The organism is Allopontixanthobacter sediminis, from assembly GCF_009828115.1.
GTDB lineage: Bacteria > Pseudomonadota > Alphaproteobacteria > Sphingomonadales > Sphingomonadaceae > Allopontixanthobacter > Allopontixanthobacter sediminis.
This window is the reverse complement of the sequence record NZ_WTYL01000002.1, coordinates 673,997-687,256: the sequence shown is the minus strand read 5'-3', so window position 1 is coordinate 687,256 and position 13,260 is coordinate 673,997. Positions and strand designations below refer to the sequence as shown.

Annotated in this window: 11 protein-coding genes and 1 pseudogene; 6 read left to right on the top strand and 6 right to left on the bottom strand. The window is 54.9% G+C overall.

Annotated features, from left to right (window positions below; genetic code table 11):
* The first annotated feature begins 313 nt into the window (after positions 1-313).
* Positions 314-1,258, top strand: coding sequence for a fatty acid desaturase (locus tag GRI65_RS08980; protein WP_232844019.1), 945 nt, complete (start codon positions 314-316; stop codon positions 1,256-1,258).
* A 385-nt stretch (positions 1,259-1,643) separates the two neighbouring features.
* Here the strand turns inward: GRI65_RS08980 and GRI65_RS15505 are convergent.
* Positions 1,644-1,754 (bottom strand): annotated as a pseudogene (locus GRI65_RS15505) (PEPxxWA-CTERM sorting domain-containing protein); the annotation flags it as partial.
* Positions 1,755-2,383: 629 nt separating this feature from the next.
* Between GRI65_RS15505 and GRI65_RS15275 the strand changes: the two are divergent.
* Positions 2,384-2,674: an ATP-binding protein gene (locus GRI65_RS15275; RefSeq protein WP_408609038.1), complete on the top strand. Its 291-nt coding sequence runs from the start codon at positions 2,384-2,386 to the stop codon at positions 2,672-2,674.
* Positions 2,675-3,138: 464 nt separating this feature from the next.
* On the top strand, positions 3,139-4,401 hold the full coding sequence (locus GRI65_RS08970; protein ID WP_160756166.1) for a hypothetical protein: 1,263 nt from the start codon (positions 3,139-3,141) through the stop codon (positions 4,399-4,401).
* 96 nt (positions 4,402-4,497) lie between these two features.
* On the opposite strand, the gene GRI65_RS08965 is transcribed toward GRI65_RS08970, so the two are convergent.
* Both GRI65_RS08965 and GRI65_RS08960 read right to left on the bottom strand, forming a co-directional pair.
* Positions 4,498-5,094 (bottom strand): PEPxxWA-CTERM sorting domain-containing protein, encoded by a 597-nt coding sequence (locus tag GRI65_RS08965; protein ID WP_160756165.1) that lies wholly within the window; start codon positions 5,092-5,094, stop codon positions 4,498-4,500.
* Positions 5,095-5,376: 282 nt separating this feature from the next.
* On the bottom strand, positions 5,377-6,030 hold the full coding sequence (locus GRI65_RS08960; protein WP_160756567.1) for a DUF642 domain-containing protein: 654 nt from the start codon (positions 6,028-6,030) through the stop codon (positions 5,377-5,379).
* Positions 6,031-6,710: 680 nt separating this feature from the next.
* Between GRI65_RS08960 and GRI65_RS08955 the strand changes: the two genes are divergently transcribed.
* Complete coding sequence (locus GRI65_RS08955; RefSeq protein WP_160756164.1) at positions 6,711-7,088, top strand: PilZ domain-containing protein; 378 nt, start codon at positions 6,711-6,713, stop codon at positions 7,086-7,088.
* Positions 7,089-7,255: 167 nt separating this feature from the next.
* Here the strand turns inward: GRI65_RS08955 and GRI65_RS15270 are convergent, their stop codons facing one another.
* Complete coding sequence (locus GRI65_RS15270; protein WP_232844018.1) at positions 7,256-7,930, bottom strand: PEPxxWA-CTERM sorting domain-containing protein; 675 nt, start codon at positions 7,928-7,930, stop codon at positions 7,256-7,258.
* 373 nt (positions 7,931-8,303) lie between these two features.
* Here GRI65_RS15270 and GRI65_RS08945 point away from each other — a divergent pair, with 373 nt between their 5' ends.
* Positions 8,304-9,623 carry a hypothetical protein gene (locus GRI65_RS08945; RefSeq protein WP_160756163.1) on the top strand — a complete coding sequence of 440 codons (1,320 nt, stop codon included), beginning with the start codon at positions 8,304-8,306 and terminating at the stop codon, positions 9,621-9,623.
* A gap of 431 nt (positions 9,624-10,054) precedes the next feature.
* On the opposite strand, the gene GRI65_RS08940 is transcribed toward GRI65_RS08945, so the two are convergent.
* A complete protein-coding gene (locus tag GRI65_RS08940; protein ID WP_232844017.1) occupies positions 10,055-11,365 on the bottom strand; it encodes a glycoside hydrolase family 130 protein in 1,311 nt (436 codons plus the stop codon).
* Complete coding sequence (locus GRI65_RS08935) at positions 11,319-12,956, bottom strand: glycosyltransferase (RefSeq protein ID WP_332872627.1); 1,638 nt, start codon at positions 12,954-12,956, stop codon at positions 11,319-11,321. Before GRI65_RS08935 ends, GRI65_RS08940 begins: the two co-directional genes overlap by 47 nt.
* On the opposite strand from GRI65_RS08935, the gene GRI65_RS15265 reads away from it, so the two are divergent.
* Positions 12,948-13,163 carry a hypothetical protein gene (locus tag GRI65_RS15265; protein ID WP_232844103.1) on the top strand — a complete coding sequence of 72 codons (216 nt, stop codon included), beginning with the start codon at positions 12,948-12,950 and terminating at the stop codon, positions 13,161-13,163. The two genes, GRI65_RS08935 and GRI65_RS15265, sit on opposite strands and share 9 nt — an antisense overlap.
* Positions 13,164-13,260: the final 97 nt, after the last annotated feature.

The window sequence follows — 13,260 nt, the reverse complement described above, 5'->3', positions numbered from 1 at the left end:
GACAGTCAGGTTTCTGCGCACCGACATGGCGTTAGCCTTAAATAAGCCTCATCGTTTGCCATTGCGCAGCGCAGCAACCTCGCTATTTACCCTTAAGCGACGTCAGGAATGCTCGCTAGATCTGTAACCGCACTGAATGCTTCCGCGGCATCGATGCTCGTAGCGCTATTTGGAACCTGCTGTCTTGAAACATAAATTGATGGCCGAGAATGGCGTCGCCGCTGGCGCGGACGCCGCGACGCTAGAGCCGCGACAACTCGTCTCCGACCTTAGACCTTTTGCACAGGCACACACGGGACGAAGCATTTGGGAGTTGGCGATAACGCTGGGTCCGCTGTTCGGCATCGTTCTGGTTATGCTGCTCGCGGTTAAGTCCGGCCATTACCTAGCTTTCGCGCTCGCGCCGCTAGCGGGAGCGCTGTTGCTCAGAACCTTCATCATTCAGCATGATTGTGGTCATGGCGGGTTTCTACCCAAACGAACTGGCAACGATTGGACCGGACGAGCTTTGGGCGTGCTGACATTCACCCCGTATGATTGCTGGAAGCGATCTCATGCGCTGCACCATGCAAACACCGGCAATCTCGATGCGCGCGGATTTGGTGATGTCGACACCCTGACGGTACGGGAGTTCTATTCGCGCAGCCGCGTTCAACGCGTGCTGTATCGGATTTATCGCAATCCGATCGTTCTCTTCGGTGTGGGCCCGGCGTACCTTTTCCTCCTGCGGCACCGGTTGCCGATCGGCTTGATGAAGGAAGGGCCGCGGTACTGGGTCAGTGCGATCGCGACTAACCTTGCGACCGCCGCCATTCTTGGCTCCCTGATGTTCTATTTCGGAGTTGGCACCACTGCGCTGGTTGTCCTGCCAATTCTGTTGATCGCAGCGTCAACGGGAGTTTGGTTGTTCTACATTCAACATCAGTTTGAACAGGCGCACTGGGATAGAGGACCCGATTGGTCGTTTCACGACGCAGCCTTGAAGGGCAGCTCCCATCTCGACCTGCCGCAACCGCTGCGCTGGTTCACCGCGAACATCGGGGTGCATCATGTGCACCACCTCGCTAGCCGCATTCCGTTCTATCGCTTGCCGGACGTTCTCACGGCATATCCGGAACTGCGTCGCCTCAACCGCTTCACCGCGTTCCAGACACTATATCCTTTGGCGCTCAGTTTGTGGGACGAAAATTTGCGAAGACTTGTTAGCTTCCGAGAAGCAGCGTCTGGAGCAGCACGCAGCAAGGCACGTCAGGCATAGTTTATCCCTTTCGGCGTTTAGAGTTCAGAACAAATCCCCGCGATCGGGTTGAGAGCGGCGGATCGGCTTTCGATTTGTCCGAGGCGTGCTGATGCATTCACAATCGAGGGGGGGGAGTTAGCCCGCGGCGATAGCTGAACTTTTAGGGTCGGATCTTCGTAGCCAGCTGCTGCGTCAAAAGCTGCAGCCAAGGCCGCGGACATGGCGGGTCATCTGCGGCGCGAGAGAGGCTGCCTTTGAGGCGCCATTCGTCCAGAGGGTCGGCGACCCTTACGACCAGATCCAGTCATAAGCGAAGCTCTGGCCCCACCTTGCGCTGGTTCATGATATAAAAGCGCCGCCGATCCAAGGACCGGCGGCGCCTTATCAATGTGTCGATGAAGCTTTAAGCGAAGGAAGGGGAGACCGCTTTCTTCCTTCTAGAACGCATGGCACCGCCGACCAAGCCAAACCCAAGCAGCATCAGTGCCCAGGTCTCCGGTTCAGGAACTGCGGATTGTACCAAACCAATGGTGAACGTATCCCCAGCCGCGAATGGTCCTACCAAACCAGTACCAGTGTTACTAAAATCTACACGCAATATTCCAGACGTGAGCGTGACGTCGGAGGAGTCGAAATTGCCAACGCTTCCGGAAAGTAGATTAGCTGACGTCCAGGGGTTCGTCAGGTTTTGGAACTGCAGAACTGTCCCGCCTAACAGACCAGACGACAGTGCTCTGATCGACAATATTCCGGAGCTGAAATCGATCCCAAAAAATCCGCTAATGTTGAATTCGTCGCCCACGCCAACGACAGCAGAAGCCTGGTTGCAACTGAAGGCCCCTGGGCCAACTTCAGCGCAAGTTACATTATCCAGGATTGTTGCGGCTTGTGCGCTTTCGGGCGCGAGGTTTGATAAGCAAAGCGCGCTCGCAATTAACAATAAACTCTTCATGATGCATTCCCCAATGCTTGGCGATAGCCGACTGTCTGATGATTTTTTTGCAACCCAATCCTACGGTTAACGCTGCCGCAACTATTAGCAAGATGTCGTTATTCTTTACACATGCCGAACGCTTGCTGCATCTCGACCTCGTCGTTCTGGACAGAAGGGGATAGCCGCCGTTCAGCCGGTTAGGCTGAGCGATGCTGTTGCACCGGCTGAGCAAACTCCATGAGCGCACCAGCGTGATCATGATGACCAACCTCAGCTTCAGCGAATGTTGGGATGTGTTCGGCACAAAATCCCAAGGGACCAGGTTAACCAGTGCTCTGCTCGATCAGCAGACCCATCGTTGCCATATTCCGGGGACTGGCAATGACCGCTTCCCAGTCATAACCCGCTCGGCAGACCCAAAGATACGAACGGAACAAGTGACAGGGCGACGAGACCCCAGCATCGCGGGACATGAACTATCCCGCGTCACGTCGCGATGAAAAATCAGAATTTTCCCAGTTCGACCTTTTAGCGAAATCAACAGCCCCCCCTTCCTGACTTGGAGGACCAACTGTCCCGAACTTGGACAATCAGCACAATCTCGCGAAGTTGGCTTGGCGAATTCAGATCCGCGTCCCTTAAGCTATAAATGCAGATTGAAAAACACATCGGTGAGTGGGCTGACCAGACGAAACTCTTCAAAGAGTTTGCGTTTCGCCTTGGGTCGAATTTGACGGCCCCTTCCAAAATCGGTCGAAATTCAGAGAAGGCCTTTCACCATGGGTGAGAAGGCTGACAACGCCTCGGATCTCCGAGAGAGACTGGTTGCCCTGGACACACGCTTTTCAAGTGCGTTTGAAAAGCAGCGCCACCTGCGCCTTGACGCTGAACAACTCAATCTTCTTGTCGCGATTGGACTGTTCGACCTCCTTCAGAAGAAGATTAATAAGCAAAGGAAGATTGAGTGCAAAAGAAGGAGCTTTACCGGCGAGGAGGCTACTACCTCGCCTTCGATGTCAGGAGCGACGGGACGCCCCGGTCGAACAAGATCTACATTTTCTGGTACGACCCCGTCGCCGGACGCGTCCGAAGCCTGTCTACGCGCTCTGCGGACATTGAAGACGGCAAAGCGCAGCTAGATCAACTCTACGAAGCCAATCAGAAGGGATTCGTCGTCTGCCCCACATGCGGTCAAGCTCTGTCTGGTAACGAACCCCCTTTGTTGGCCACGGCAGTTGCAGAGTACGGCGCGGCTAAAGCTGATTACAAAGCGGCAAGCTACCGGCTCGAACACGTGCTGAATTACCAGATCGCTAAAGGGCTGGAGAGCACAAGAGTTGACGAGGTCGACGATATTTGGGTTGACGCGTTTCGTGCCTGGGCGCTGGAAGTGCCAATCACGAGTGCAAAAGGAAATTCTCGCAAGAGAACACCGGGTACCGTGGAAGCAAGCGTTCTCCAACTGCGCGCGGCTGTGAACCATGCGTTCAAGAAGCGGAAACTGGCTTCCCGCGCTGAATTCAAAGTCAAATCAGCTAAGGTGGTCAGCAAATCACCCTGGTTCCGAATGTCCGAAAAGCAGCTCGTCGCGACTTTTCGCTATGCCCTAGTGAGCGATTACTCGAACGATGTGCCTAGCAAGCAGGTCGAGAAGTGGAGGATCGATCGGTTGCAATTGCTTCAATTCCTCAGGCTTAGCGTTTGTACTTGGGCGCGGCCGGACGCCGTGATGGATTTTTCGACCGCCCCGGCCCGTGGACAATGGCAAAAAGAGAATGGCTACATCGATCTCAATCCCAATGGCCGGGCGCAGACCAAGAAGTATCGGCCGCTTTTGCGAGCGCCGCGGCAACTGATACCGCATCTAGAAGCTAATTTGGGACCTTTTGTGAAAGTAGCATCGGTCCGTACTGCCTGGCGCCAAATGACCCAAACTCTCAACTTCCCCCAAGATGCTCAGAGCGGAACGAAGTTGGTCAGGCGGAGCGTGTCTAATCTTCTACGAGCCGAGCTAGAACATGATGGGCACTGGCAGCAGGGCCGAATCTATCTGGGCCACGTGCAACCTGACGAGTCTGACAAATACGCCACCGCCTATCACACCCTATACACGAGCCATGCCTTGGCGGCGACCGAAGCGCTGATAGATAGAATTGAGACTGCCGCCCCCGGCGCTTTTTCCCTGAACGATACCGATACCGTACCTGAGCTCGAACCGCGGCCCTAAGCCGAAAAGTCAGTATGTCATTAGAGGGCGTCTATCGACATTAGTTCAGCGCGTCGGATCTTTAGCACCTGCACACTGACGGACATTGGTCGAAAGTTAGGCGTAGCTAACCGTAGCGCGAACGCTCGACCGCTTGCGCATGGCATACCCAATTACGCCGATGCCCAGGAGCATCATGAACCACGTCGCAGGCTCTGGCACGGCTGAAACTGCCAAGGAGATTCCGCCGGTGTTATCGGAAAGATTGTCATCATAGATAAAGAAGCTTGCCGATCCCGGAGACGCAAGCGTGAACGACGTTTTATATACGCCTGATGACGCAAATGCCTGAGCGGCGGTCGAATAGTATCCGCCAGTTGCCTGCGGTCCAATGCCGCCGCTCGCATTCCCATCACCAAAAAGGTAAGTTGTGCCATCGATAATGAAACGGGCACTATTCTCGAAGCCAAGCCTGCAATTAGCGCCAAGACTATCGCACCCACTTGTAGTGCCAAAGCGATTGAATGCGGTGAATAAGCTATCAACGAAGACCAGCTCATAAGTGCCGGCGGCTAGATCCAGATTTACAGCATTATCGCCATTCAACGATGCATTACCCTTACCATCTAGGTTGATGATAGAAGCAGCGGTTGCAGAGGTCGCCGCAAGCGTCGAGCAAGCAATCGCGCCAACAATGGCAAATTTACGAAGCATCTAGAATTCCTAAGACTGAGCCTGTTTCGCGCTGCAATAACTTCAATCTTGATGCTTGCCAATTTATTAATGTTGGGGAAATGAAGCGCGTGCTCGCAGCGCCAGCACGGGTCGGCCAACCGCAGCACCAGGCGGCTTGGGGTAGCCTTTGTAGCATTGCCAAATTGTCAACAGGCCCAACCTAATAAAATAGGCCCCGCCTTGACTAAGGCGGGGCCCACAATCTTTTTTGGATTCGACCGAAGTGTGCCTAGGTTGAACTAGGCCATACCCTTCGATTGTTCAAAAAGCGTAAGAAACCCGGGTCCGCGCCCGCTTTTGCCGGCGCATTGCAAAACCTATGGCTCCAATTCCAAAAACCAGGAGGAGCCAAGTAGACGGTTCAGGAACCGCGCTAACCGAGACTGCATCCAAAAGGATGCCATCGTTGGCACCGCCAAGAAGGTTTGTAAAATTGAGGGTGGCGCTTGACCCTGTGGCCACGAATGTCCCGGAAAACATCTGCCAGTCGAGGTTGGCGTTCGAGCCTGTAGAATGAGTTATGATGCCTGAAAGGCCATCGACCGAATAGGAAGCAGAAGCCGAAGGCAGACCAGAGAAAATATTGTGCGAGTAAGCAAACTTGAAGAGATAGAGCTGCCCAGCAATCGTGCCGAAGGTCTGGGACAACGAGCCAACTCCGCCCTCACCAATAAGGTCAAGATACTGTGTGCCATCAAGCGCCAAGTTGCCTGCGGCGCTTGCAAAAGTGCCGTTCACAACATTGACGTTTCCAGATCCGATTGTCCAACCTGGCAATGACGCGGTTGGGACAGTACTGCAGCAAGGGTCGGTAATTTCTGGATTTTCGAAGCTGCCGTTCGTGATCAATTCTGCAGCAGAAGCAGGTGATGCGGTCGCAGCAAGAGTGGCAGCAATCAGTAGTGGCTTGATCATGAACAAACTCCCCGCTGTATTAACGATTCTTGCCCAATTAGCACTTTATCAATTTTTCGAAAAGCAGCTATTTTGCCGGCGGCGCCACAACCTACCTAAAATGCTTACTTATCCCATTACGAGACAAATTTTCGTCGCCTTATGAGCGATTCAAAAGCATTTGATTAAGCTAAGTTTCTGAAAAAAATTCATTTTATTATAGATTCGACAAATGAAACGGTAAAATATGAAGAAAACCTTTCTTGCCGCTGTATCGGCGTTGGCATTTGCGTCATCGGCACAAGCGGCAACGGTTGTTCATACAGGAACTCCGGTCGGAGGTACGGAATGGTCCCTTACTCCTTCGCAGAGTTTAGCGGGTTTCTTCGCTGTTTCCGCGCCTACCACGATTACATCATTAGAAGTTTCATCCGTAACTCTTCTTCTAACCCAGGAAGCGTCGTAGCAACACTGTACTCCAGCGGCTCAGTGCCTTCGGCAGCAACTACGCTATTTTCAACCGCTTTTAACGTTGGTGGCACACCGGGAGATTGGTTCGGTGCATCAGGCCTGAATTGGAACAATATGGAACGGTCGTGCGATGCTAAGCAGTCGTGATTTCTCACTTAGCGAATCTACGTATGGTCCAGGCTGGATCGCTTCATGGGGCATCAAGCCGCGGGCATGTAATAAAGCGGCAAATGAGCATAGCAAACCAGCACGTCCGCCGCCTACACCCTCGCCTTCGACTTGGAATTGACGCCACTTTTCAAGGCTTCGACGGCCTGCAGTCAGTAATCCTGTACGATCTATCCGCGACTGGTGCCAAAGTCCTGTTGGAGCATGCCCGCCATGTTTCCAAAGGTATCCTCGCATGGCTAGATTACGAAGCGTTCGGGGACATTTCTTGGCGCAAGGGTAGGTGGTGCGGCATCCATTTTGACGAAGCAATCAGCAACGAATGGCTCCTTGGAACTCGCGCATTGTCGCCAACTCTAGATCAAGCGGCCAAAGCCAAACTGCTCAGCGAAGCAGAAAGTTTCGTTACCGGAAAAACTGGGACCGAACACGGCATGTGACGTGACCCCCAGCTTTCCAAGTTCGATTAAAGTCCTGCCCTGATGGAGGGAGGGTCGAGATGAAGAGAACGAGGTTTACGGAAAAACAGATCATCGACGTGTTGAAGGAAGCGGACACAAAAACGCCGCCGACTTAAAGCCGACGGCGCGTCTTGCCAGATAACGGCTTAAGCGTATGAGACTGAAGAAGTTTGCTTACTGCGCTTGCGCATCGCGGCGCCCATCGCGCCAAATCCAAGAAGCATCAGCATCCACGTCATGGGCTCTGGAACCGCGCTAGTTACGGCCTGAAAAGATACAGCGTCAATCATTGGGTCGTTAGCACCAGTATCACCCATGCCTTGGAGGAAAGTAATCTTTGTGGATCCGCTATTCGCGAAATAGTTGATCGTTGTCGTAGTGAATGGCTTTCTAAACACACCTGAGCCGTCAACCCCCAGACTGAAGGTACCAGCTAGAACATCATTGAAAAATACACTGAGACTAGAAATTCCGGATTGATTTTCGGAGCTTAGACCAAAGGTCAGAGCATACAGTATCCCTGAAGTCGTTGTGACGGTTTGCTCTATGCCATCGCCGACCATGCCATTCGCAAAACCGTAGCCGCCGAAATCGTAAAAATACGCCCCATTATAAGCTGGAGTCCCGAAAGCCGAATAAGCGATCACGCCATCACTATGACCGACATTGGTCCAACCAATTGGGGTTGCGGTCTGGCTAGTTGACGCTTCGAAGTCGCCATTTACTATCAACTCCGCCCCAAAGGCCGGAGTGGCGGCAGTGATAGTGGCTAGCGACGTTGCAGTAATTGCCTTCAAAAAGCCCAACTTTTTCATCATCATTTCCCCCAATATGTTACACGACAATTACGCTTAAATATCCGTTAACTAGCAGTTGTCGATTAAGCAACTGTCGGATTTATTTACATATTGATGTCAAGGTGAAGTCTGAAAGTAGGAAAGCCTCCACCTGACCTACCTCCAGCCAAAGGAAAAGGCTGGTGCTTGATAACCAATGCTTGCCGCCTAACCGGCCTTTCTGCATGAAATGTTGTAGAGCCAGCAATTCGCATATGTTTGAAAAGAACTGGCGTAGTCTAACCTTTCTGACGGCTGAGCCGGAGCATCCTGCTCCCGTCGCCTTTAGATCTAAAAATTAAGGCATGGCGCTGGGCTTGCGGCGCAACTGTTCAATTATTGAGCGATCAGACCGCCAATGTTGGTGGATGGTAAACGTGCGTTAGTCTATGTAAAATCCATGCCTACTAAGCCCTCTGTCCGCCGCCTGCGCAATGGCGCGGCGCTTATCACTTTGCTTGCTGCGGTATTCGCCTTCATTTTTGTCGATGCGGGCGCCGCAGTGAAGCCCTCAGCGCGGCCGTCAGCGCAGGACGTCGGCTCCGCAAAGGAAGTCTGGAGCGAGCTGAGGTCAGCGCAAAAAACCGGTTCTGCAGCGCAGGTTGAATTCAGCGCTGAAACCATAGCAGGCCTGGCAGGCTTGCTAAGCGATGTGACCGGGATCCAGCGGGTTGAAGCGCGGCTAGAGAACGGGACTTTGTCCATTGGTGCCAGCATTCCTCTGCCACTTGGGCTATGGGTGAATACCGAGTCAACAGTTGCAGGTCACCACACCGGGTTTCCAGCCTATCACCTTAAGGTTGGCCATATCAGTTTTCCACCGCCGGCCTCGAGGTGGCTGGTAGACCTGGCGCGTTGGGGCCTTGGCTCGGGCGGCGCGCAAATTCCACCGCTAGATGAGCTCGTTAGGCGGGTCATCATTGAAGATCAGCGCGTCATCGCTGAAATCGCGCTGCCACGAAATACCAATGTCGTCGACAAAGTCATGGCAGCGGGATCCGTCGGCATCGACCAAAGCCTAGTCAAGAATTTGTACTGCCTGGCCGCCGCTGATCAGCTGAGGAACCCGTCTGATAGGTTGCCGGTTTTGGTGAACCGCATATTCGCCAACGCACCATCCGCCGAAGAGGCCAATTACAACCGTGCAGCGTTTGCCGCTCTTGCTTTGCTAGTTGTCGGCGAGCAGGCTGAAGCGCTTGTGCCCGAGGCGGCTAGCCAAACGAAGAATTGCCGATCGCCAAGGCAGCCGATTTATCTACATGACCGCGAGGATCTGGCGAAGCACTGGGTTTTCTCTGCCGCGCTTACCTCTGTCCTGGGAGCTAGAATTGCTGCCAATCTGGGCGAGTGGAAGGAACTTAGTGACAGCCTGCCTGATGGATCAGGGTTCTCCTTTGTCGACCTGGCCGCTGACCGTGCAGGGATGCAGGCCGCACTTATTGCCCAAGACCCTAAAACGGCAGTTCTCGCGTCTCGCGCATTGAAATCAGCGCGGCAAGACGACCTCCTTCCCCATTCGCTGCTCTACGCTCCTGAGGGGCTTTCCGAGGCGTCATTCGCAGATCGGTTCGATGGTCTTGAAGCCAAGAGGTATGATGAGGCTGTTGCCCGTATTGACCAGAGACTGGCGCTAAATCCAATCACTGCGACGCCGACTAAAACTGCAGGTAGGCGCTAGGCGCTTGAGGCGTGCCGCTGCCTTATTCGCAAATCCGGCAAAGCGACTTCCCGCCAAATCCATTCTGCTTGCTCGATGAGGCGGATCGCGAACTCCGAGCCGCCCGAGGTCAAATGGACGCTAAGCCTTCCCTCGCTTTGGATAGCCCGCGTTATGCTTCCTAACGTCTTGCCTGATTTCCTCCGAGTTTGATTAAAATGCGGCTCTGCATTGATGCCGCTTTCGATGCAGGCTGTCATCCGGGCGTTCTCCTGGCCGGCTTTACTGCAGTTTGCCGAAGCTAGCCGATCCCGGAGAAATTCATCGGTCACGAACCCGAGAATTCGCGTATTGCCTGTCTTCAACGGGTCAGTTGTTGATTTGGGCAAGTGATCAGCGGCGAACGAAAGGTTTTTATTGAGCGTCCGGGTTATGGTTCAGCGCACACGTCGTCAGCTCATCGTCTTAATCAGATCGTCAATCCCAACATTGGCGAATCCGACAGAGCTGTCCGAGATCCCGTAAGGGATAATCAACTGTTCGCCCACGCGCATCGCGCCGCATGTGTAAATCACATTGGGAACATACCCTGACCGATCCGCATTTTCCGCGGTCAGCACTGGTTCGGCCGTGCGGGCGAGCAGCTTGGATGGATCGTTCAGGTCGAGCAAAGCGCAGCCCAGCGCATATTTTCGCATCGCGCCCACTCCATGGGTAAATAGCAGCCAGCCATGTTCGGTGCGGATCGGGCTGCCGCAGTTGCCGATCTGGATGAATTCCCAAGGGTATCGCGGTTCCATCAGCAGCTTGCCTTCACTATCCCACCTGTCGATCCGGCTGCTTTTCAGCAGGAACAGGTTCTTACCATCCTGCCGGCCAACCATGGTATAGAGGCCTTCTACTTTCTGCGGAAAGAGCGCCATGCCCTTGTTTCGGCCCGCGCGCCCATCAATGGGTTCAAGGAGGAAGCGGCGAAAATCCTTTGTTCGAAGCAGTTCCGACCGAATGGTGGAGCCAGAATAGGCGGTATAGGTGCCAATCCACTCGTAATCGCCGGGCTCGTGCTCGAACCTAACCAGTCGCAGGTCTTCCAGGCCATTGCGTTGCTGCTCTGTAATTGGGAAGATGACAGTGTTGGACAGGCTGCTGTCCGGGTGCCGGTGAACGGTCACCGCACTATCACTATCCGACAGGCTGGCATCGTCAAGCTCGACCGATGTGCCAAACGCGCTTTGCGGCCAAAGATCCATCCGCCCGTCGGGATAGGCGATGCCTTCGCGAAAGACGATTGAGCTGATGTGTCCCTCGCCCACCGCACGCAGCGACATAACAAACCGCACTGCTCCGCCCAAGCACCCGCTCTGGTCAGGGTGAGGCACGATGGACGGATTCATCAGCGCCGCCGCCGCATAGGTATATTCGTGGCAGAAATACGCGCCGATCAGTTTTTCGCGAGTGGGCGAGAAATTTTCTTCCGCCAAGTCGAGCGAGCGCTCAACCTCGGACCAGCGTTCGGCGAACATGGCTTCAGTTTGCCAATGCCGTTCGCCGAAATCGGCCATGACCTTTCGGTACTCGTTGTCGACTACCGAATCGCTCAGCAAGCGCACATCTTCGACTAGGCTAAGGGCGCGGTTGCCCTCGGCGTGCTTGGCCTGCCAACCAAGGTGAAACGGTCGAAGAACAACACGCGAAGGGTCGGCGTGCAGTCGCAAATCATGAATAAACAACGGGCCGTGATCCGCCTTGCTCTGTGTGGTCAACCCGTTTCCCCGAATCCTGCGTCTGGCCGCGGATCAGCGCTAGCATGGAATGATAGCTCAAATGAAACGCCAGAATGCTTTCTGCACCGCAATTCAGGTTTGCCCCCCGGGGATTGATGCCATCGCGGCACAAGCCGGAGTCCGGATCGGCCAGCACAACTCCGCGATCATTTGCGCCGAAGAACCATCGCCACGCCGCCATACCATGCATATGCCAAAGCTCCGCACCATCCACCCGATACGCAGCGGCACACGCATCGAGCACAGCCTGCGCTTCCAGTGGTTGTTGGTCGAACGGCAGCTGGTCGTAGGGAAGCCCGAAACCTTCTGAGCCAATCGGGCGGAAATGGCCGCCGGGCGCCGTTTGCCGTTGGCAAATCCATGCAAGGGATTCCTGCCCAAGCGCGAGCCAGTCTTGCCGCTGTAGCGCTTGGCCGGCCGCTATCAAAGCTTGCGGCAGCCGAGGATTGTCATACGCGGCCACCGCTTCGAACCAGATCCAATCGGGGCGGCGCGACCGCTCCAGCAGATGTGCCAGGATTTCTGCTCCTCGAATGACCGCGGCACGCGACGGTTCATGTCCAGGACGCTGCGCCACCATGGCGGCGGCGCCGAGCGTTACGAAGGCAAGCGTGCGTGGGCTATCCAGTGCTTGCGAATGGCCGAGCACCGTATCGTAAAGGCGCGTCGCCCATTGGCGCAGTTCGGCATTCGGATTGTCGATTGCCGTGCGCGCCAAAGCCCAGATGGCGCGGCCGTTGGAATCTTCGGATCCCCTTTCTTCGCACCATTCGCGGTCAAACCGCATGAAGTTGCGAAATGCGCCAATATCCTCGTTCCAAGCGTGCTGAATAAAGGCAGCATAGATCGTGGCCAGCTTTATCCGTTCATTTATCGAAATGCCGGCGGCGACATTCACAAGCATCAACGCTCGCACATTATCGTCAAGACAATATCCATGCCTCCGGTCGGGAACCGCCCCTATCGCGTGCTGCAACATACCGGTGCTGTCACTCATGCGGCGAACCGCATCGAAACTGGGCTCCCGTACGCTTTCGGCACATAGCGGTTGGGCAACTGAACGTTCAATCATGTGCGAGACTGCGTCGGCGAACCGCGGCCAAATCGTCAACCGGCCGCGGTCATAAGCGCGCCTCTTCTGCGTGGCCAGCCGGGCAGGATCGTTTAGAAGGCTGCACACTGCCTGCGCGATAGCCGGTGCCGATTTGGGCTCCACCAGAATACCCACGCTGCCGCCTAGCAGTTCGCGGGCATGGATATAGGGCGTGGAGATTACCGCCTTGCCCAGCGCCACGGCATAGCTCAGCGTGCCACTGGTCGACTGCTGGAGGTTGGGATAGGGTGTGAGATAGATGTCGCAGGCTTCCAGCTGGTCGAGCAATTCCGTTGTGTCGAGAAACTGGTCCTCCCATTCGATAGCGTGCGAGACACCCGTCGATTGCGCCAACTCTTTTAGCTCATTTCGATACCTCTCACCCTCGCTTGCAATTAGATTGGGATGCGTGGCCCCGACGATGCGATAAAGTACCGAGGGGAACGCACGCAAAATTTCTGGCAGCGCTTGGATCACGGTTTCCAGCCCTTTGCCGGGTCCCAGAAGGCCGAACGTGGTCAGAACCGGCCGCGTGCCGAGGCCGCGCGCGGCCTTGAACGCATCCTCCCGCCCGAAGGGGCGATCGGGCGCACCATGTTCGATGACCTCGACAATTTCTCTAGGCGCATGGTGCTGGGCAACAAGCCGGTCGCGCGACAGCAGGCTCATTACCATGATCCGTGATGCGCGGCGCACCAGATGGTCGACAATGCGCCGCTGGTTGTCGGAAGGTTGTTCAAGAACCGTATGGAAGGTCACTATCAGCGGCGCTGCGATCCGG